Consider the following 19,948-nt stretch of genomic DNA (forward strand, 5'->3'; position numbering starts at 1 on the left):
TCAATTTGGTATCCTAGTCAAAAGCATAATATAACCGCGGAGCAGAAAGCAAATATTGCGCTCCTCTATGGGGTATACTGTGCAAAATACTGCTGTACTTTGCCGATAAAAGCCTGAGCCGCGTGGCCGAGAAAACGGTCCTTGCGATATATAATGCCCAGGCTCCGAGTGGGGGCTTCATCCTCAATACGAATGCAGCGAAGCGTGGACTCGTTCATCGATTGAATCAGCGGCTGCGGCTGTACCGTTGCCCCTATATTAGCCCGCACTAGATGGATGACAGAAGTGATGGAGGACGTCTCCATCGTCGCGGTGACCGTAAATCCCTGCTCGCGGCAGCAATTATCGACGATCTCCCGTCCGATCATGCCCTTGGGGAACATGACCATCTCGATATGCCGCAGCTCATGGAGCGCTATGGACTCCAGATGGGCCAACGCATGATTCTCGGAGACGACGAGCACATACTCTTCCGTACATATCGGGATTCGCACCAGTCTGTCGTCGGGATAAGGCATGATCCCTATTCCAATATCCACTTCATTCTCCAGCACTTGCTCGACGATTTCCACGGATGAGCGGACGGTGAGCTGGAGCTTGGGAAACTCATGATAAAAGTCCACCAACAGTGCCGATATGCGATAATCGAGATCGGAAGGCAGCGTCCCGATCCGCAATGACCCCCGTTGATAGCTCTGAAGCTCAGATATCGCGTCTTTGACGTTCTGCAAATTACGGATGATCTGAATGCTTTGATCGTAGAGGATCTTGCCGGCTTCGGTTAAGGCGATCTTTTTCCCGACACGGTCGAAGAGCGGGATGTTCAGCTCGTCCTCCAGAGAGCGAATCTGCTGGCTCAAGGTTGGCTGGGAAATACCGATGTTCTCGGCAGCTCTAGTGAAATGCAGCTCCTCACATACGGCAATGAAATATTCCAATTGTCGAAGCTCCATTAAGTAAGCCCTCCATTATTGGTGATACCAATGATAATAATAGAAATAATTGTATTGATCAATCGTATGATTCCTCTTACACTACAATAACCGGAGTCCAATATGACACAGTGTGAAAGGTAGGGGATCAATCATGCGCTTCAAGTATGGATACTTGATATGTGCGCTTTTTCTTGCATCATTAAATTTGCGGCCGGCTATCTCATCGATTTCACCGCTTCTGGAATCGATACGAGATGATCTGGGGATGAGCGGTTCGGCCGCCAGCTTGCTGACGTCCATCCCGGTTCTATGTATGGGACTATTTTCTCCAACAGCGGTGAAACTAAGCAGACGTTGGGGAGTCGAGAGGATGCTGACTCTCGCGATACTGCTGATCGGAGTGGGGACCGTGCTTCGAGTTTTCGCGGGATCATCGCTGCTAATCCTGATTACCGCGTTTGTTGCGGGGATGGGGATTGCGATAGCAGGACCTCTGCTGTCCGGCTTTATCAAGAAATATTTTGCCGGCCGCGCTTCATCGATGGTTGGCATTTACTCTATGGCGATGGTGCTGGGGGCGGCATTGAGTGCGGGGTTGTCCGTACCGTTTCAGCATCTGCTGAACGGCTGGAGAGGCTCGTTGGCTTTGTGGGCGGTGTTTGCCTTGATCGCGCTCCCTATATGGTGGAGATTGGCGAGAGCGGGCCAACAGCATGACCAGCAACCGGCGGAAGCGAGCCGACGTGCGGCCGCGGCTCCTGCTGCTTCGAGTGCACGGATTCCATGGGGAAATAAGCGAGCATGGCTGTTGACCTTGTTTTTCGGACTCATGGCTACCATCTTTTATTCCATTACTGCGTGGCTAGCGCCTGCTGTGGAAAGTATGGGCTATGACAAGTCGGTTGCCGGAGGCGTGCTAACGTTATTTACATTCATTCAAATCCCTGTAAGCTTGGTGCTGCCGTTCCTGACGCAGCGTTTTCCCAAACGGATGTACTGGTTGATGGGCTGCGCATTGCTAGAGCTTTCAGGATTTATGGTGTTCATGATGGGCGGCAGCCCTTGGATCGTATCGATCCTGCTGGGAATCGGAGCGGGCGGCTTGTTCCCGATGGCGCTGATGCTGCCGCTTGACGAAACCGGCAACGCGGAAGCCGCAAGCGCTTGGTCGGCTATGAACCAATCAGGAGGCTATATTATCGGCGCGTTCGGCCCGATATTCGTAGGTTGGCTACACGATGTAACAGGCAGCTTTACGCAGCCGTTTGCGGGCTTGGCTGTATTAATTGTGTTCATGCTTGTATTGCATTGGAAAATTGGAAATAAAAAGCAAGCTCAGCATTCCGTCACCCCGGTTGGTAAAGTGAAGGTGGAAGCAAGCTAAACGAAATAATAACAGTGATGGCCGAGGACTTTCTGCACCTCTATCGATGGATTTCGATAGGGGTGTTTTTCATTTAACGGCATTAACCAAAAGAAAACGAGCGTGTACAGCCATTCGCATCTTTTACATTCAACATTTTATAATAAAGGGACAATGATCTAAAAAATGGTTAATACCGGAAACGCATGATTTAAGGTAAGATCGGATATGGGAAACGTTGGGAAACCAATCAAGCTCGAACTTATGACGAGGAGGCAAGAAAGAATGAGAAAGTATCGTATGAGAGCCGCTGTTATTATTTTGCTGCTCGCTGCATTCGGACAAGTACTGGGTCAAGCAGCGGCAAGCGCTGAGTCGGAGGGTACGTCGGATTCGGGGCCTCTGCGGCTGATGACGTTCAATCTGCGGACCGCCAACGCGGCAGACGATCAGCCTTGGGAGAAGCGGCGTCCGGCTATGAAGCAGCTGATTGAACAGGAGCAGCCCGATCTTATAGGGACACAGGAGGGCATTCAGAGGCAGATCAAGGATCTGGAGAGCGATTTGCCAGCATATGACTGGATCGGCGTTGGCAGAGAAGGCGGCAGCTTGGGCGAGTATATGGCAATCTTTTATAACAAAACACGCCTAAAGCCTTTGGAACAGGATCATTTCTGGTTATCCGACACACCGAATCTTATTAGCTCCACCGGCTGGGGCAACCGGATTCCAAGAATGGTCAGCTGGGTGCGATTCCAGGATTTGCACAACCGCAAGACGTTTTATATGGTCAATACGCATTTGGATCATGAATCGGAACCTGCGCGGCAGCGAAGCGCTCAATTAATCATCGACAGGTTGAAGGAGTTCGATCCCAACGTTCCGGTTCTTTTGACGGGCGATTTCAATACGTATCCCGGAGGAGCTACCTATTCGGCATTCATAGACGGAGGACTGCACGATGCCTTCCTTGATGCGCACCAGCGGGTTAACGATACCCTGGGGACTTTTCATAATTATAAAGATCCAATCGGAGGCGGAAGCTCCAAGCGGATCGACTGGATCCTGTACCGCGGTAAAGTAAACGTCATTCGGGGGGAGATCGTAACCTCCACTCTGGACGGTCAATACCCGAGCGATCATTATCCTGTAACGGTCGATTTCGTCCTGCAAAAAGCTAGCAAAGAGACCGGGGAAACCGTCGTGAAGCGGCCAATTTCAACAGCGCTGCAAATTACGGAGGTGGTTCCTAATTCGAACGGCAAGGGCAATTTCAATTATGTCGAGATCTACAATAACAGTGATCACGAGATCGATCTGGAAGGCTACAAGCTGTACTATTATTACGATCCCGCGCTTCCGTTTGATAAAGGCAAATCGAACAAATGGGTCATAACGAAGGACAAGTATAGTACGGACAGCATCATCAGGCCTAAGGAGACGAAAGTAATCTGGATCAAAAAGCAGCCCTGCTGTTATGCATTGGATATCAGTGACTTCAGGCAAAACTATCAGTTAACCGAGCAGGATTTGACCGCGGATAAGCTGTTGGCGGTATTCACGCCGGGAGAGAACCAAGGACTGAACGGAGTCGCTACGACGGGACGGGCACTTGGTATTGTATCACCTGACGGAGCACATCTGGTCGGAATCCAGTATAATAACGGAGTCCTGGATGTAAATGCGAATGAGTCCGTAATTTATTCGGAGCCGGATGCGCTGGATAGCATCATGCGTAAGAAGGCGGCCCATCAGACACCTACACCGGGCCAAGCCCAGCCTTAAGAGTATTTACCTCTTCCCGCCTAAGCAACCTTAAATAATCGAACGACCGGCTCCCTTTGTTGTCATGTGAGATGACGATGGAAGCCGGTTTTTTTTAATGTAAACCGCCATGAGGATAGAGGGCTTTAGACGTCCGGGGTAGAACTATATCTAGATACAGGTGCAGCAGCAGTACTAGAGCACAGTAGGATCGTTCCGTAAAGGGAGGCAGCTATGCTAAGAGGGAAATATTTTCGCAACAGCCTTGCTTTGATTCTGGTTATTTCAAGCATTCCCGGTCTGATCGTCGGAGGAGTCATCTACGGGATCGCCGGCGGATGGCTGGAACAAGCGCTGCTCCAGCTGCACAAGAGCCAGATCGTGCAGAGAGCGTCCAACGTCGACGATCAATTCGCTTATATGGAGACGTCATTGGCCCATTGGGCGTTTGATCCGAAGTTCAACAGCAACCTGTACGAAACGTTGTTTTACCGGGACTTTGAAATTGCCCGCGATATTACGAAGACGCTGAATGTCATGCAGGGCTCTACGCCGTTAGCCAAAAATGTCGAGCTGTATTTAAGCGGTCCACAGTCAACGCGCTTCCATCCCGAGTATGATGCGGTAACCGATAAAGCGGTGGAGGCGATGTATCAGGACATCTTCACACATGACAATATGGCGTTCTGGATGCAGCTGGCCGCGGATCCTACGGATCTACAAAAGCAAAGCCTTGCGCTGGTCCACAAAATTCCCGGAGTCGACACCCACCCGTTCGGTGCTGTCATTGTCCGAATCAACGAAGACAAGGCGGCGAATCTGTTAACAACGTTAACGCCGTATAATGTTGGGGAAACGTTCGTTATGCAAAGTGACGGGAACATGCTGCTGACCAGCTCCAAAAACTCGGATTCGGCATCCTTCAACGAAGTCCTGAAGCAGGAAGTCGTAAGTAGAGGCGGAAGGGAAGGCTCCTTCCTGTTCGATTACAACAAGAATATGTATACGGTTTCATACGGGACGCTTCAGCGCATAGGGACGGAGTGGATGTACGTTTCGGCATCACCGATCAGCGCGATAACGGAGCCGGTCGATTTTGTGTCCAAGCTGATCTTGTCGGCCAGCGCGGCAGCGCTGCTGTTAGCTCTGATCTTATCCTGGTATGCTTCCCGGAAAATTTATTCGCCGGTACGCCGGCTTGTCGCACTGTTGAACGGACATCAAACAATTACGAATTCAGCGGCCGAGCATCACGATGAATTTACGTTAATCGAGAAGCAATGGGTGCATCTATCACGGGAAAGCAACCTGCTGCAGTCGAAGCTTGAAGAGCAGCTAGAGCATGTCAGAGAAGGATTTTTGCTGCAGTTGATTCAGGGCTTCCTGTATTCTTACTCCGAGGAGGATTTGCGCGAACGAATGCGCGGCTACGGCTGGGAAGTGGACGGGAAGCAGTTTATCGTCATGCACGTTCAACTAACGGGATTAGCGAACCTGGAGGGGCGTTTTACTCAGGGGGACGAGGGCTTGATCACCTTTGCCGCCGCGAATATGGTGGAAGAGCTGTCAAGCAGCCGCTTGTCCCAAGCAGATGTCATCAATTTTCACGATTTATCCTTAGGATTGCTGATCATGCTGCCGTCTGAGGAGGAGTATAAAGAGGCACTTTATGAGCTTAGCAGCGATATTGTTAATGGCATTAATAAAATATTAAAGCTTCAAGTGTCGATTATTATTAGCAAGCCCGCCACCGCGATCGATCAAATCCCTTCCTTCTATGAGGAAGCGAAGCAAGCCTCGGGCTACCGTAATTTCGTGAGCGAAAATCAAATTATGGATCTCGAATCGATCGATACGGCAAAGGAAACAAACGAGCAGCGGTACCCGTTTGCGCTGGAGAGGGAGATTGTCCAAGCGATTCGTACCGGTCAGCAGCCTGAAGCTGAAGCGCTCATCACCTCATTTCTTGATGCACTTCTGGAGCGGGGAGCCAAGGAGATGGAGGTTCAGCAGTCGATGCTGCAGCTGCTGTTCAGTATTTTCCACGCTATAAGACAGCTCGGAATGGATCCGAATCAGTTGTTCGGGACCGCCAATATGTACGAGCAGTTCACGAGCTTACGGGAGCCCGACAAGATGCTTGGCTGGTTCAGCCACAAGATCATCCGCCCCTTTGTTCGCGAATTGGAGGCAAGATCGGACGTTCAATTGAAAAAGGTCGTGGAAACCGCCAAAATCTATTTGCAGCAGCGCTACATGCAGGAAATTTCTTTGGATACATGCGCGGATTATACCGGAATGAATGCCGTCGCATTAAGCAAGGCGTTTAAGCAGGTGACCGGTATTAATTTTATCGACTATTTGACGGAGCTGCGCATGGATAAAGCGAAGGAGCTGCTTCGCGACACCGAGCATAAAATCAACGATATCGCGGTACAGGTTGGTTATCAGCACAGTTACTTCAATCGCATATTCAAAAAGCATACGGGATTTACCCCGAGTCAATATCGGGATATGCACCGCATTTAACATGCATCATCTGCATGCGGGAAATAACGTTTCAAGTCGATGTCTTATTACAGGCATCGGCTTTTTTTGCGTTATTTCGGGGAGAGGAAAGGCTTGAGTTGTCGATAGTCGGGAAGGTCCGCCAGTGAGGCGAAAACGCTTCTAAACCCAGACGGGACAACGGTTTCAAAAAAGTATTAAGCCTATTAAAAAAGTACTAGAGCCCAAAAAATCGCTTCCAAAAAAGTGTGGTTGCCGGAAAATAAGGCGGCGTATATGTTGGATTTAGTAAGCGGTTACAATGCTGCGACAAGAGACATAGATCGAGAAAAAGGAGTGAGAGGAATGGACAAAGTATCGCGTGCAGAACAGCTCCCTACGGACGTTTCCGCAAGCGCAGCTCGCAAAAAGAACACGTTAATGAAACGAATTCTGCAGGATAAATATTTGCTGATGCTTCTGCTGCCCGGCTTGGCCTACTTCATTATTTTCAAGTATGTCCCTATGTGGGGAGTGCTGCTGGCGTTCAAAAATTATCAGCCGTTTCTCGGATTTTTCCAGAGCGAGTGGGTCGGCTTCGATAATTTCCGGCAATTTTTCGGGGACCCGATTTTTTTCCGGTTAATGAAAAACACGCTGCTCCTCGGTTTGTATGACATGGTATTTTTCTTCCCTGCTCCAATCATTCTGGCTTTGCTGCTCAACGAAGTCCGCATTTCGATCTACAAACGATTCATTCAAACAATGATTTACATCCCGCATTTTATCTCCATGGTTATCGTCGCAAGTATTACGTATTTGATGCTGACTACCGAAGGGGGCATCATTAACGAGCTGCTCGGCCAGGCTATCGGCCGCAAAATCGAATTCCTAACCAGTGAGGACTGGTTCAGGCCGCTAATCATTACCCAGAGCCTGTGGAAGGAAATGGGCTGGGGAACGATTATATTCCTCGCCGCGCTGGCCGGTGTAGATCAGGAGCAGTATGAAGCAGCCATCGTGGACGGTGCGAGCCGGTTTCGCCAGCTGTGGCACATTACGCTTCCGGCCATCCGAGGAACGATTATTGTCCTGCTTATCTTGCGCATGGGCAACTTCCTGGACCGCGGGTTCGAGCAAGTATTGCTGATGAGCAATGCTCTTAACCGCAATGTTGCCGAGGTGTTCGATACGTACGTGTATACGATAGGGATTACGCAAGGCGCATTCAGCTACAGCACGGCGGTCGGTTTATTCAAAGCAGTGATCGGGATCATCCTCGTGCTGTCATCCAACTATTTGGCCAAGAGAGCCGGACATTCCGGCATATTTTAGACCGAAGGAGGCTTGAGCCGTGAGACATAACACGTTAGGCGGTAAAATTTTCGACGTTGCCAACTACACGTTCCTTGGCCTGGTGGCCCTTAGTATGATTCTGCCGATCATGTATATCGTGGCCGGCTCGTTCGCTACCGAGATTGAGCTGAGCAACCGCGCGTTCTTCCTCATTCCGAAGACGGTCACGTTGAACGCTTATGAGTACGTGTTTAAAGACAACGCGCTGCCGCGCAGCTTGCTTGTATCGGTGTTCGTCACCATAGCCGGTACGCTGGTCAATCTGTTCTTCACGTTCACGATGGCCTATGCATTATCCCGGCGCAATATGGTCGGACGCAATATTGTCATGAACATGGTCGTCTTCTCCATGCTGTTCAGCGGCGGCATCATTCCGACGTTTCTCGTTGTGAAGAGCATGGGACTGCTCAACTCCTACTTGTCTGTCATGATACCGACGGCGATCAGCGCATTCAATTTGATTGTCATCAAATCGTTCTTTCAAGACATCCCGAACGAGCTGATCGAATCGTCGAGAATCGACGGCTGCACCGACCTCGGTGTTCTGTGGCGTATCGTGCTGCCGCTTTCCAAGCCGGTCATCGCAACGTTTGCGTTGTTTTACGCAGTCGGTCACTGGAACGATTTCTTTAACGCGCTCCTCTACATTAGCGATGCCAAAAAATGGCCCATGCAGGTGCTGCTGCGCCAGCTGATCCTGCTCGCCTCCGGGTCGCTCGATATGTCGACGATGGACCCCGAATACGTCAAGCCGCCGGACCAGTCCATCAAAATGGCCGTCATCGTCGTAGGGACGCTGCCTATACTGCTCGTCTACCCGTTCCTGCAAAAGCATTTTGCCAAAGGGGTACTGCTCGGCGCAGTAAAGGGCTGAGGACGCTGCTACTCTATTGATTCAGGTTGATAATAGCCGGTGCTTATCCCCTTCAGAAGCGGTAAGCCGCCTGCGTATCATACAAGTTGTTCATTTCTGTGACAAGAAAAGGGAGGAACAAACATGAGATGGAATGTCAAAATGTCTAAAAGAACGGCGGCAGCAGCTGTTAGCATCGCCCTGCTAGCGAGTATATTTGCAGGCTGCAGCTCGGAAACGAAGCCGGCAGCACCGGCGGAAGGCGGCACTCCGGCCAAAGAAGCTCCTTACAAAATTTCGATCATGATGAAAAGCTTCCAGAATGACGCGATTACGGCGGAAAGTAAAATTTGGAAAAAAGTAGAAGAGTACACGAATACGAAGATGGAAGTGCTGTTTACGCCGGACGCGGCTTATAACGACAAGCTGAATATTACGCTTGCTTCCGGTTCCATGCCTTCCGTTATTTTCACTGCCAACGCCAAGCTGCCTTCGATCGTTAATGCCATTAAAGGCGGGGCGTTCTGGGAGATCGGACCTTACTTGAAGGACTATCCGAACTTGCGCCAAATGAATACGACGATATTGAACAACACCTCGGTGAACGGAAAAACGTACGGCTTGTACACGGCAAGACCGTTAGGACGATTCGCGATTTCGTACCGCAAGGATTGGCTGCAAAGTGTCGGGCTGGCTGAGCCGAAAACACCGGAAGATTTTTATAACATGCTCAAAGCATTCAAGGAGAAGGACCCGGACAAAAACGGCAAAGACGATACGTACGGCATGGTAGTAACCAAATATTCCGGCCCTTGGGATATTATGCAAACGTGGTTCGGTGCTCCGAACAAATGGGGCGTCGACAAGGACGGCAAGCTCATTCCCGCTCATTTGACCACGGAGTATATGGATGCGCTGAAATATTTCAAAAAGCTGTATGACGAAAAGCTGGTCAACCAGGACTTCGCCGTATACGATTCGGCCAAATGGAACGATCCGATCATTAACAATCAAGCGGGGGTAGCCGTCGACGTCGTGGACCGTTCTTATCAAATCGATGAGAAAATGAAGTCGGGCAATGTGAAGGGCGAGATGGACATCATCGGCGCAATCAATGGACCTAAGGGACCCGTTACCCCTGCGACGACAGGCTACGGCGGTATCTTCCTCATTTCCAAGACCGCGGTGAAGTCGGAAGCCGAGCTGCGCAAAGTGCTTAACTTCTTCGATAAAATCGACGATAAAGAATACCAGATCTTAATCTCATACGGCCTCGAAGGCACGCATTATAAGGTGGAGGACGGCAAGCTCGTTACGATCTTGTCCTCCGACATGCCGCAAGCGCCGGATATTAACATCAAGAGCCTCAACCAGCTGCTGGTCGGCGTGCCTAACGTGCTGGATACTGCCTTCAAAGCTGGTACTCCTCTGAGGGAGAAAGCGAACGTGGTGAAGGCAGCCAACGAAAAGATTGCGCTGGCAAATCCGGGTGAGCCGCTAATCTCTGCAACTTATACGCAAAAAGGAGCTCAGCTCGATCAGCAGGTCGAGGACGCGAGAATCAAGTTTATCGTCGGCAAAATCGACGAGGCCGGCTTCAAGGCGGAGATGGAGCTGTGGAAGAAAAACGGCGGTACGGAATATATTAAGGAAATGAATGACGCCTATGCCGAAAGCAAGAAGAAATAAGCGGTAAAAGCATGAAAAAACCAGTCTGCTCCGATGCCGGTGCAGACTGGTTTTTTTGCCGTTCCGATACTATATCATATAATCGTCGTAATCTTTATCGCTTCTCGGCTTCCGTCTATGCAGGTACAAAGAGATCAGCAGGATGAGCACGAACAGAAGGTAATAAATGGCGCACTCGACCCCATCGCGGGAATTCATATAAAAGATGATGGCAAAAGGGAGTGGGAACAACAGGGAAATCCAGATGATGTTCTTCAAGGCTGCACCTGCCTGCAAACGAAATTTGGTTCTAATGATATCACGAATCCTGCAGGAAATGAAGAACCGGCGGCGCTTCAAATCATGAAAAATGCTGTTGTCCTTGCCTAGGCAAGGTATCCTCTATGGCCGGTTACGTCCATATACCAGATCGAGCATACCGTCCTTCGGCGCAGATCAGGCTCCAGCGCAAACCGGATCCGGGAGTTCCTTGCGGAAGGGCTGTAACAGATGTTCATTTGGCTAAATGGCGAAACCAGAAGCAATGGCGCATCGTAAGTAGTTAGATGATCCCGGCCAGTTTACCTGGTTGTGACAAATGATTGAATGTCTGACATCACTTGCACAGGGAAAGGGCGTCCGTAGCTGGGGCGGAAGTTTCCTAACGCATGCAAATCTGGTATGATTCCACATAGGAATGCGAGGCACTGCAGCCTCTATCGCTGAATCGAGTTCGCTCGAGAACAGATACATATTAAAGGAGCTATTATGCGTAAACGAATCATCCTAATCAGTCTTGCAGTCATTATTTGTATCGGGGTATGGTTGGCGGTGGACAGCAGGTCAACCGGTTTCCGCAATCAGGTTGCCGTATTGACCTATCATCATGTCGATACGGTGGAATCAGAGTACACAATCTCTCCGGAGAGGTTAAGGGACCATCTCGAGGCTTTGAAGGCGAATCAGTTCAACGTTATCACCACAGAGCAATTCGTTGCCTTCCTGAAGGACGGCAAGCCGGTTCCGCCGAACGCCGTAGTCATTACGTTCGACGACGGTTACGAATCGTATTACCGTTATGCTTATCCTGAGCTTAAGAAGCAGGGGATGCCCGCCACCAACTTTCTCATTGTAAAATCCGTAGGAGACCGGTCGGCGGAAACGCCGTTCATGACCTGGGATGAAGTCAAGCAGATGGCGAAGGACGGCTTTGATTTTTATTCTCATACGTACGATGCTCATGGATTCGGCGTGGATGCTAAGGGCAAACAGCTGTCTCCGTTAACTCACCCTAACTGGTCGGATGCGTTAGGCCGCATGGAGACCGAAGAGGAATACAGCAGCAGAGTGCTGAACGATTTGACGCAAGCGGAAACGATTCTCCGACAGCAGCTGGGCAATAAGCTATCCATCCTGTGCCTGCCGCACGGCCGGTATACCCAGTCGCTAATCGATATCGGGAATAAAGCGGGAATCCATTATTATTATACCGGTGATTATGGACTGAACAATCCAGGCGATGTTCTTGTCAAGCGAGTTACGGCCGGAGTGCCCACTTTAACCGGACAAGGGCTCGTCGATAAAATCAACAAGCAAACGACAATGCTTGGCAAAGCCGAAAATGTAGTTAAAAACATCGTTTTACAGATCAGGTACCGTTATTTCTAACGGATATCCGCCATGTGACAAGCCTTTTCAAAAAAGTGCAAGACGGGAAATAAAGTGCTAGCCGCAATCAGGCCGTTTTCAAAAAAGTGAGATTGTCCGCAATCCCTTTATCCGGTACGCTTATCGAGGAATCTAGACGGATTGAAGGGGTGGCTAAGATGAGTTCTTCTGGTAAAGGAAAGGTTTGGCCTGCAGAATGGAAAACGACGAAAGACCTGATTACAGGAATTCCGATGCGTCAACTGACCAATTATTTGGCGCATAGCTTTCACCTTTATTTCACTAACAACGGCTGGTATGCTAATGGCAGCAAGCTGCTGTTCGGCTCGGACCGCAACAACAGCACGAATTTATTCAGCCTGGATTTGAATTCAGGGGAAATTACTCAATTAACGGATTACGCGCAGGATGCAGGTGTTGGAATCCAGCAAGCGTTTATTAACGCCAATGGATTGGAAGCTTATTTCTCCAAAGGCAAACAAATCATAGCGATTCATCTGCAAACGCTGGAGGAAAAGGTGCTGTATCAAGCGCCGGAAGGGTTTCTCTTAGGCAATCTGAGCAGCACGTCGGATGGAGTCTGGCTGTGCACTTGTGTGAAGGAAGACTTGTCTGACCGGATCCCTACTTCTCTTGGTGCGGGATATATCGGGTTCGAGGAGACGGCGAGAGCGAAGCCTCATTGCAAGATCGTGAAGATACCTACCGCAGGAGGAGAGTCCCAAGTCATCCATGAGGATAAGGTATGGATCGGCCATGTCAATACTTCGCCGACGCAGCCGCATCTGCTGAGCTTCTGTCATGAAGGTCCGTGGGATCTGGTGGACCATCGGATTTGGTGTCTCAATATGGAGACCGGAGAGCATTGGAAAATTCGTCCTTCCGAAGATAATGTGTTCGTAGGACATGAGTACTGGCATGAAGACGGCGTGACCATCGGCTACCATGGCTATACGGAGTCGCTTCACAATAAAGACGGCAAGTTCATCGGCTCGATTAAGTATGACAATACGGACAAAGCCGAGAGCGCGTTTCCTTTTCAAAATATGCACGTCCATTCCAATGATGCCAGCCTGATTGTGGGCGATGGACAGCAAACAAGCGCTTATCACGGCGCACAGTATCAGGACACCGTCTGTCTGTGGAAACGCAGAGAAGACGGCACGATGGAAGGTCCTCGTATTTTGTGCAGACACCGCGGAAGCTTTCAGGCGCAGAAGCTGCACGTTCATCCGAGATTTAGCCCTGACGGCAGCAAGGTGTTGTTTACCAGCGACATGACCGGCTATGGCAACTTGTATTTGGTGGATGTCCCCGACTTTGAATCTTTGCCTATACAGCCGGAGTAACGATCTGGCGGTAAGAGGGCAGGCTGCGTATTGCAGCCTGCTTTTTGCTGTCCGATGGACCGTGTAGCCCGCTGAACGGGGTTTACCGGCATGAACCCGGATTATCCTCGTAGGTCCTGCGGAACTGGACAAGCGGGATAGTTATCCAGTAGAGTTAAAATGACAGTTTACGAGAGTAGAGGAGACCGGATTTATGACTATCTCATGGAAGACCGCGATGTTACCAGCCGCTGTGGCGCTCAGCTTTGTACTAATCATCCCCGCCATTGCTAACGAGCCGGCACCTGCCGAACGGCCGCAGCTGGCGCTGCCAAGCGAGATGGCGTTTCAGCTGCCAATGAACAATTACTGCAGCCAGGAAGACGACTTGGACGTTTCGTTTCAATTGTCCAACGCATCGGATGAAGCCGCGAATGTAACTCTGTTCTTTTACAAGCAGGACGGAACCTCGTTCACAGAAGAAGGGACGTCTTATCGGGATATCGGATCGACGATCGTTCCCGGGAAGCCCACGACTATCGCGGCGAACGGAACACAGCTGTACCATATTAATTTCGGCAATCATAAAACATGCGGCGAGCGGATCTATTTGGGCAAGATCAAAGTCAATTCAGGCCAAGTATCTTTATTGGCACGAGGATGGGTTAATTCGACTGATGGAGTCGAGCCGATTACAGTCAATGATAATAAACGGTTTGAGCTGATCGCTCCTACCAAGCCATAATAGCATGGAACAAACGGCGTTGAATCTGAAGCTTTTCTTCAGACGACGTCGTTTTTTTGTACCCCGAGATCGGCTCGATTGGTTTCGTGGAAGTGCCTACCCCACTTGAAAGTGCCTTCTTCCTAAATTTTTTCAGCCGGGCTACAATGTGCTTGTGATCGAAATCAAATCTTGGGAGTGAGCAAATAATGGAATTACAGCTGGCATTAGATCTTGTGGATATTCCTCAGGCGAAGGAATTGGTCAAGGAAGTAGCGGAATATATCGATATAGTTGAAATCGGCACACCGGTTGTCATTAACGAAGGATTGCGTGCGGTCAAAGAATTGAAGGAAGCCTTTCCTTCCTTGAAAGTACTGGCCGATCTGAAAATTATGGATGCGGGTGGCTATGAAATTATGAAAGCTTCCGAAGCCGGAGCGGATATTATCACCGTGCTCGGCGCAACCGACGATATGACGATTAAAGGTGCCGTTGAAGAAGCGCGCAAACAAAATAAGAAAATTATGGTCGACATGATCAATGTAAAAAATATCGAGCAGCGCGCACAAGAGATCGATGCGTTGGGAGTAGATTATATATGCGTGCATACCGGATACGACCTTCAAGCCGTTGGCAAAAATTCCTTCGATGAGCTGCTAACGATCAAGCAGGTGGTCAAAAATGCTAAAACCGCGATTGCCGGAGGCATCAAGCTAGGCACATTGCCGGAGGTTATCAAGGCACAGCCGGATCTGGTTATTGTGGGCGGTGGAATTACCGGGCAGCAGGACAAACGAGCGGTAGCAGCAGAAATGCAAAAAATGATCAAGGCAGGCTAACCCCATGCCGACGAATCATTATGCAGAGGCTATTGCTCGCGAGCTGCAGCAATCGGTACAGTATATAGCCCATGCGCAGACCGACAAGCTGGAGAATGCTATTGCAGAAGCCTCCAACGTCTATGTGGCCGGAGCAGGACGATCCGGGCTGATGGGGCGTGCTTTCGCCATGCGGTTAATGCACTTGGGGATTACATGCTATGTGGTAGGGGAGACGGTAACACCGGGAATGCGAGAAGGCGACCTGCTGATCATCGGTTCCGGTTCAGGGGAGACGAAGAGTCTGGTATCGATGGCGGATAAAGCCAAGAGCTTGAATGCTCAAGTGGCGCTGGTCACCATAAACGCTGAATCAACCCTAGGTCGAAAATCGGATGTTGTAGTTACTCTGCCAGGGGTAACTAAAGACCAATCGGCCGGAAGCGGCGTGGAGACCATACAGCCGATGGGCTCGCTGTATGAACAGACATTGTTATTGTTCTACGATGCGGTTATTCTAGGGCTAATGGCCAAGCGCGGGCTAAGCTCATCTGCGATGTACGGCAGACATGCCAATCTAGAGTAGGGAGTCGATATGGCTGTACGGCTCGAAACTTGAACCATTCGGAACCGATTCCGGATGGTTTTTTGTCGTGTGCAGAATCCTGAATTTGGAAAGAAGAAGCGAATGAGTTAGAATAAAGCCAAGCCATGGCATACAAACTACAGCTAGAAAGAGGCGATAAGCATGAAAGTTGCGGAAACCATAATTACGATCATCGTCATGAACATTGTGTACGTCTCGCTGTTTACGATACGGATTATTCTTGTTATGAAAGCAAGGCGGATTTTGGCATCCTTCATCAGCATGTTCGAAGTGTTTGTGTATTTAATGGCGTTAAATATCGTGTTGAGCAACATCGATGATCCATTGAATTTGGCCGCTTACTGCGTCGGGTGGGGCGCGGGCGTCTGGCTTGGCATCATGATTGAAGAATGGATCGCGCTCGGCTACTCCATATTGCAGATTGTAGTCGATTATGAATCGACGAAAATTCCAATGACCTTACGAGAAAAAGGCTATGGCGTCACGAGCTGGACGGCGGAAGGAAGAGATGGTCCGCGGCTGGTCATGCAGGTGCTGACCCGGAGAAATCAGGAGAAGCGGCTGATGCAGCAAATCACGGAGCTTGCTCCTAAAGCGTTCGTTATCTCCTATGAGCCGCGCACCTTCCGCGGTGGCTTCTGGACCAAACGATTGAAAGACCTCAGACCATGAGGTCTTTTTTGTATTCCGTGGAGGGGGAAGCAAGATCCAGTGATCGATCGGACACAGCTTCAGCTATTGTGCATATTTTCTCAAGTAATAAAGGAACGTTGCAAATAAATGATTCAATTAATGGAAATTGGGGTAAACCATAAAAATATAAAGGAGTTGGGACGATTGATACGATTCGAAAATGTCAAAAAGACGTATGAAGATGGCTATGTAGCACTCAAGAACATCGATCTTGAATTCAAGGAAGGGGAGCTCACCGTCCTGATCGGACCGAGCGGCTGCGGGAAAACGACCTTAATGAAGCTGATCAACCGGCTGAACAATCCGAGCTCGGGCAAGGTATCCATCCGCGGCAAGGATTTATCCCAGATAGACCCGGTCGAGCTAAGGCGCAGCATCGGTTATGTCATTCAGAACATCGGCTTGTTCCCGCACATGACGATTGCAGCCAATGTGGCCGTAGTGCCTCGGCTGCTTCATTGGGATAAGGCTCGCATCGATAGCAGAATAGATGAGCTGCTGAGGCTGGTTAACCTGGAACCGGACACGTACCGTAACCGCTATCCTGCAGAGCTGAGCGGAGGGCAGCAGCAGCGGATCGGCATCATTCGCGCGCTGGCGGCAAATCCGGAAATTATTTTGCTCGATGAGCCCTTCAGCGCATTGGACCCGATCAGCCGTGAGCAGCTGCAGGAAGAGCTAGTTAGGCTGCAGCAGGAATTGAAGCAGACGATAGTGTTCGTCACGCACGATATGGATGAAGCGTTGAAAATAGCGGACACCATCGTATTGATGAAAGATGGCGAAGTCGTACAAATGGGGCGGCCGGAGCAAATATTGCGCCACCCTGCCAACGATTTCGTGAAGAGCTTCATTGGCGAGAAACGACTGCAAACAGAGTCGCCGGGAGAACTGTTAACCGTGGACGATGTCATGAACGAGAACGCGGTAACGGCATTCCCTACCCGAGGGATGGCGGAAGCCATTAAGCTGATGGAGAAGCGCAAGGTCGATTCGTTGATCGTCGTGGACCGTCAATCGAAGCTGCTAGGCTTTGCAACGATATTCCGGGTGCTGGACCGTTACAGGGAAGAAAACACGACGCTTGCGGATGTAATGAAGCCTTTCGAGCATGTGGTTGAATCGGGAACACCGCTGGCAACAGCGATAGCGCTGATGAATGATTATTCACTTCCTTATGTCCCGGTTATTCGCGGGGGACGTTTTGCCGGTCTGATAACCAAAGGAAGCATCGTAAGACATTTGGCGGAAGTATATACTCCTGTGGAAGCAGAGCCGCATAACACGGAAGAACGGACGGTCGAAGCTCTTAATGATGCCGTTCCTGAGGCAGTGAAAGGCGGGGGAGCGGTATGATCGGAGAATACTTCGAATTTGTAGCCGGCCGGCAGGCCGATATCCTGCGTGCTCTTCAAGAGCATCTGATTATTTCTTTCGTTTCGGTACTGATCGGAGCCATCATTGCCATCCCTGTCGGTATATGGTTGGCGGGAAATCGCATACGCGTGGTGAACAGCCTGGTATTTGTTATCGCCAATATTTTGCAAACGATCCCGAGCCTCGCTCTTCTCGCGATTCTGATCCCTTTACTGGGCGTTGGCAGAGTTCCCGCCATCTTCGCTTTGTTCCTGTATTCGTTGATGCCGATTCTGCGCAACACGTATTCCGGGTTCCAGTCGGTCGACCCGAATTTGATCGAAGCAGCCAAAGGAATGGGGTACAGCAAGCAGCAGACGCTGCTGCAAATTCAACTGCCGCAGGCTTTGCCTTACATTATGTCGGGCATTCGTGTCACCACCGTGTACATTATCAGCTGGGCGACTTTGGCTACGCTGATCGGTGCCGGCGGCTTGGGCCAGCTTATTTTTGCCGGGATGGGTACGAATAAGAAGGAGCTCATATTCACAGGAGCCATTTTGGCCGTATTGCTGGCATTAATTACGGATTTTCTACTGAACCTTGCCGAGAAAAAGGTGACCGCACGCGCAAACCCAGCGGCTATGGCGTCAACCGGAAACCGGGGTGGTCATTGATGAAGCGCACACGGCGAATGGGCTTGCTGCTGGCAGCTGCAATCGGTTGGACGGCCGTGTTAAGCGGCTGCGGTACCGGTGATAAGATCATTATCGGCACGCAAACGTATTCCGAGCCCAAAATCCTCGCGCAAATGCATAAGCTGCTCATTGAGGACCGGACGGATTTGAAGGTCGACGTACTTCCGGATTTGGCCTCCAGTACCGTAGTTCTGCAAGCGATGAAAAGCAACGACGTGCAGATGGCGATTTTGTACACGGGCATGATATTCGATAACTATTTCCCGATTGAGCCGACAAAAGATCGCGCCAGCGTCCTGAAGCAGGCCAAGGAAGGGTTTGACAAGCATTTCGGCATGCAATGGCTCGATCCGTACGGCTTTGAGAATACGTATGCTTTTACCGTGAGGGACGATGTGGCGAAGCAAAACAATTTGAATGCGATATCCGATGTCGCACCTACGGCTGGTAATATGACGCTTGGCGTCGATACGACCTGGCTTGAGAGGCAAAACGACGGTTATCCGGCGTTTCAGAAGCACTACGGCATCACATTCGGCAAGACGCTTCCGATGGAGGTCGCGCTCGTATACAAGGCGGTTGCGAGTAAAAACGTCGATATAGTGCTCGCTTATTCCACCGATCCGCGCATCAAGGAATACAGCCTGAAGTCGTTGAAGGACGACAAGCAGTTCTTCCCTCCGTACGATGCTTCGCCGGTTATCCGCAAAGATATTCTCGCCAAGCATCCGGAGCTGAATGAAATCATGAACCTGCTGACAGGCAAAATCGACGTGAACACGATGATCGAGCTGAATTACGAAGTGGACGTCAATAAGCGGAATGAGAGAAAGGTCGCGGAGGAGTATTTGAAAAAGGTCGGTCTTCTCAAATAATTGGATTCCGGAGGTGATACTATTGGCGTTATTTTTCCGATATGTAGGAGAAAACTGGACGTATTTACTGGAGCTTGCTTACCAGCATATCCTGATGGTGATTCTTGGCTTACTGCTGGCTTTGGTGGTTGGGGTGCCGTTGGGACTTGTAGCGGCGCGGGTTCCCAAGCTCACTAACCTCATTTTGATGCTCGCCAACATCATACAAGTATTTCCGAGCATGGCTTTGCTCGTATTGTTAATGATTGCGTTCGGACTCGGCTTTACAACCGTTGTCGTAGGGCTGTTCCTGTATTCACTGCTCCCTGTTATCCGCAACACCTATGTCGGACTTACCCAGGTGAATCCGGCGATTACGGAAGCGGGGAGAGGGGTCGGAATGAGCACGTCGCAGCTCTTGTTCAAGGTACAGCTGCCTCTTGCGCTGCCGTTCATTTTCACGGGAATCCGGGTCGCTGCCGTCATTGCTATCGGGGTGGCTACCATTGCTCCGCTGGTGGGAGGCGAAGGACTTGGCCGCGAAATTTATGCAGGCATTAACATGGATAATCCGGCAAGGCTTTATGCCGGCGCAATCCCGGCGGCTCTGCTTGCCCTGCTGGCGGATATGCTGCTCGGCGTGCTGCAAGGGAAAGTAAGCAGAGGAAGGGCATAAGCGACATGTTCTTGAGGACCTGAGTTACGACGGTGTAACGTAACCAGGTTGCTGCTGGATGAACCGTTATCCGGAATCGATCCTCTCTCGAGAAACA

Annotated in this window: 18 protein-coding genes; 17 read left to right on the top strand and 1 reads right to left on the bottom strand. The window is 50.2% G+C overall.

Features of this window, described 5'->3' with window-relative positions:
- Positions 1 to 65 precede the first annotated feature (65 nt).
- Positions 66 to 953 carry a LysR family transcriptional regulator gene (locus tag DVH26_RS17960; RefSeq protein ID WP_239635130.1) on the bottom strand — a complete coding sequence of 296 codons (888 nt, stop codon included), beginning with the start codon at positions 951 to 953 and terminating at the stop codon, positions 66 to 68.
- Between the two features lie 133 nt (positions 954 to 1,086).
- Between DVH26_RS17960 and DVH26_RS17965 the strand changes: the two genes are divergently transcribed.
- The 17 genes from DVH26_RS17965 to DVH26_RS18045 all read left to right on the top strand — a co-directional run bounded on the left by DVH26_RS17965 (position 1,087) and on the right by DVH26_RS18045 (position 19,851).
- A complete protein-coding gene (locus DVH26_RS17965) occupies positions 1,087 to 2,319 on the top strand; it encodes an MFS transporter (RefSeq protein ID WP_239635131.1) in 1,233 nt (410 codons plus the stop codon).
- Between the two features lie 264 nt (positions 2,320 to 2,583).
- A complete protein-coding gene (locus DVH26_RS17970; protein ID WP_239635132.1) occupies positions 2,584 to 4,083 on the top strand; it encodes an endonuclease/exonuclease/phosphatase family protein in 1,500 nt (499 codons plus the stop codon).
- A gap of 213 nt (positions 4,084 to 4,296) precedes the next feature.
- Positions 4,297 to 6,591, top strand: a complete 2,295-nt coding sequence (locus tag DVH26_RS17975; RefSeq protein ID WP_239635133.1) for a helix-turn-helix domain-containing protein — start codon at positions 4,297 to 4,299, stop codon at positions 6,589 to 6,591.
- A 399-nt stretch (positions 6,592 to 6,990) separates the two neighbouring features.
- Complete coding sequence (locus DVH26_RS17980; RefSeq protein ID WP_275590485.1) at positions 6,991 to 7,884, top strand: ABC transporter permease; 894 nt, start codon at positions 6,991 to 6,993, stop codon at positions 7,882 to 7,884.
- A 19-nt stretch (positions 7,885 to 7,903) separates the two neighbouring features.
- Positions 7,904 to 8,779: a carbohydrate ABC transporter permease gene (locus DVH26_RS17985; RefSeq protein WP_239635135.1), complete on the top strand. Its 876-nt coding sequence runs from the start codon at positions 7,904 to 7,906 to the stop codon at positions 8,777 to 8,779.
- Positions 8,780 to 8,902: 123 nt separating this feature from the next.
- Positions 8,903 to 10,447: an extracellular solute-binding protein gene (locus DVH26_RS17990; RefSeq protein WP_239635136.1), complete on the top strand. Its 1,545-nt coding sequence runs from the start codon at positions 8,903 to 8,905 to the stop codon at positions 10,445 to 10,447.
- Between the two features lie 117 nt (positions 10,448 to 10,564).
- A complete protein-coding gene (locus tag DVH26_RS17995; RefSeq protein WP_239635137.1) occupies positions 10,565 to 10,816 on the top strand; it encodes a hypothetical protein in 252 nt (83 codons plus the stop codon).
- A gap of 378 nt (positions 10,817 to 11,194) precedes the next feature.
- On the top strand, positions 11,195 to 12,094 hold the full coding sequence (locus tag DVH26_RS18000) for a polysaccharide deacetylase family protein (RefSeq protein ID WP_239635138.1): 900 nt from the start codon (positions 11,195 to 11,197) through the stop codon (positions 12,092 to 12,094).
- 158 nt (positions 12,095 to 12,252) lie between these two features.
- Positions 12,253 to 13,443 carry an oligogalacturonate lyase family protein gene (locus DVH26_RS18005; RefSeq protein ID WP_239635139.1) on the top strand — a complete coding sequence of 397 codons (1,191 nt, stop codon included), beginning with the start codon at positions 12,253 to 12,255 and terminating at the stop codon, positions 13,441 to 13,443.
- Between the two features lie 193 nt (positions 13,444 to 13,636).
- A complete protein-coding gene (locus tag DVH26_RS18010) occupies positions 13,637 to 14,167 on the top strand; it encodes a hypothetical protein (RefSeq protein ID WP_239635140.1) in 531 nt (176 codons plus the stop codon).
- A 188-nt stretch (positions 14,168 to 14,355) separates the two neighbouring features.
- Positions 14,356 to 14,988 carry a 3-hexulose-6-phosphate synthase gene (gene hxlA / locus DVH26_RS18015; protein WP_239635141.1) on the top strand — a complete coding sequence of 211 codons (633 nt, stop codon included), beginning with the start codon at positions 14,356 to 14,358 and terminating at the stop codon, positions 14,986 to 14,988.
- Positions 14,989 to 14,992: 4 nt separating this feature from the next.
- Positions 14,993 to 15,553, top strand: a complete 561-nt coding sequence (gene hxlB, locus DVH26_RS18020) for a 6-phospho-3-hexuloisomerase (protein WP_239635142.1) — start codon at positions 14,993 to 14,995, stop codon at positions 15,551 to 15,553.
- 162 nt (positions 15,554 to 15,715) lie between these two features.
- On the top strand, positions 15,716 to 16,246 hold the full coding sequence (locus DVH26_RS18025; RefSeq protein ID WP_239635143.1) for a DUF2179 domain-containing protein: 531 nt from the start codon (positions 15,716 to 15,718) through the stop codon (positions 16,244 to 16,246).
- Between the two features lie 165 nt (positions 16,247 to 16,411).
- Positions 16,412 to 17,623 carry an ABC transporter ATP-binding protein gene (locus DVH26_RS18030; RefSeq protein ID WP_239635144.1) on the top strand — a complete coding sequence of 404 codons (1,212 nt, stop codon included), beginning with the start codon at positions 16,412 to 16,414 and terminating at the stop codon, positions 17,621 to 17,623.
- The gene (locus DVH26_RS18035; protein WP_239635145.1) at positions 17,620 to 18,300 is read left to right on the top strand and encodes an ABC transporter permease; all 681 of its coding nucleotides are present in this window, start codon (positions 17,620 to 17,622) and stop codon (positions 18,298 to 18,300) included. Before DVH26_RS18030 ends, DVH26_RS18035 begins: the two co-directional genes overlap by 4 nt.
- On the top strand, positions 18,300 to 19,196 hold the full coding sequence (locus tag DVH26_RS18040) for a glycine betaine ABC transporter substrate-binding protein (protein WP_239635146.1): 897 nt from the start codon (positions 18,300 to 18,302) through the stop codon (positions 19,194 to 19,196). The genes DVH26_RS18035 and DVH26_RS18040 overlap by 1 nt, the downstream gene beginning before the upstream one ends.
- A gap of 22 nt (positions 19,197 to 19,218) precedes the next feature.
- Positions 19,219 to 19,851 (top strand): ABC transporter permease, encoded by a 633-nt coding sequence (locus DVH26_RS18045; protein ID WP_239635147.1) that lies wholly within the window; start codon positions 19,219 to 19,221, stop codon positions 19,849 to 19,851.
- The last annotated feature ends 97 nt before the right edge of the window (positions 19,852 to 19,948 follow it).

It is taken from the genome of Paenibacillus sp. H1-7 (assembly GCF_022354825.1).
In the GTDB taxonomy this organism is placed as follows: domain Bacteria; phylum Bacillota; class Bacilli; order Paenibacillales; family NBRC-103111; genus Paenibacillus_S.

Bases quoted from the DNA above. Each gene is read 5' to 3' on its own strand.
- hxlA (WP_239635141.1), top strand. From the start codon at position 14,356: ATGGAATTACAGCTGGCATTAGATCTTGTGGATATTCCTCAGGCGAAG.
- DVH26_RS18025 (WP_239635143.1), top strand. From the start codon at position 15,716: ATGAAAGTTGCGGAAACCATAATTACGATCATCGTCATGAACATTGTG.
- DVH26_RS18000 (WP_239635138.1), top strand. From the start codon at position 11,195: ATGCGTAAACGAATCATCCTAATCAGTCTTGCAGTCATTATTTGTATC.
- DVH26_RS17975 (WP_239635133.1), top strand. From the start codon at position 4,297: ATGCTAAGAGGGAAATATTTTCGCAACAGCCTTGCTTTGATTCTGGTT.
- hxlB (WP_239635142.1), top strand. From the start codon at position 14,993: ATGCCGACGAATCATTATGCAGAGGCTATTGCTCGCGAGCTGCAGCAA.
- DVH26_RS18040 (WP_239635146.1), top strand. From the start codon at position 18,300: ATGAAGCGCACACGGCGAATGGGCTTGCTGCTGGCAGCTGCAATCGGT.
- DVH26_RS17980 (WP_275590485.1), top strand. From the start codon at position 6,991: ATGAAACGAATTCTGCAGGATAAATATTTGCTGATGCTTCTGCTGCCC.
- DVH26_RS17995 (WP_239635137.1), top strand. From the start codon at position 10,565: ATGCAGGTACAAAGAGATCAGCAGGATGAGCACGAACAGAAGGTAATA.
- DVH26_RS18005 (WP_239635139.1), top strand. From the start codon at position 12,253: ATGAGTTCTTCTGGTAAAGGAAAGGTTTGGCCTGCAGAATGGAAAACG.
- DVH26_RS18035 (WP_239635145.1), top strand. From the start codon at position 17,620: ATGATCGGAGAATACTTCGAATTTGTAGCCGGCCGGCAGGCCGATATC.
- DVH26_RS17965 (WP_239635131.1), top strand. From the start codon at position 1,087: ATGCGCTTCAAGTATGGATACTTGATATGTGCGCTTTTTCTTGCATCA.
- DVH26_RS17970 (WP_239635132.1), top strand. From the start codon at position 2,584: ATGAGAAAGTATCGTATGAGAGCCGCTGTTATTATTTTGCTGCTCGCT.
- DVH26_RS17960 (WP_239635130.1), bottom strand. From the start codon at position 953: ATGGAGCTTCGACAATTGGAATATTTCATTGCCGTATGTGAGGAGCTG.
- DVH26_RS18010 (WP_239635140.1), top strand. From the start codon at position 13,637: ATGACTATCTCATGGAAGACCGCGATGTTACCAGCCGCTGTGGCGCTC.
- DVH26_RS17990 (WP_239635136.1), top strand. From the start codon at position 8,903: ATGAGATGGAATGTCAAAATGTCTAAAAGAACGGCGGCAGCAGCTGTT.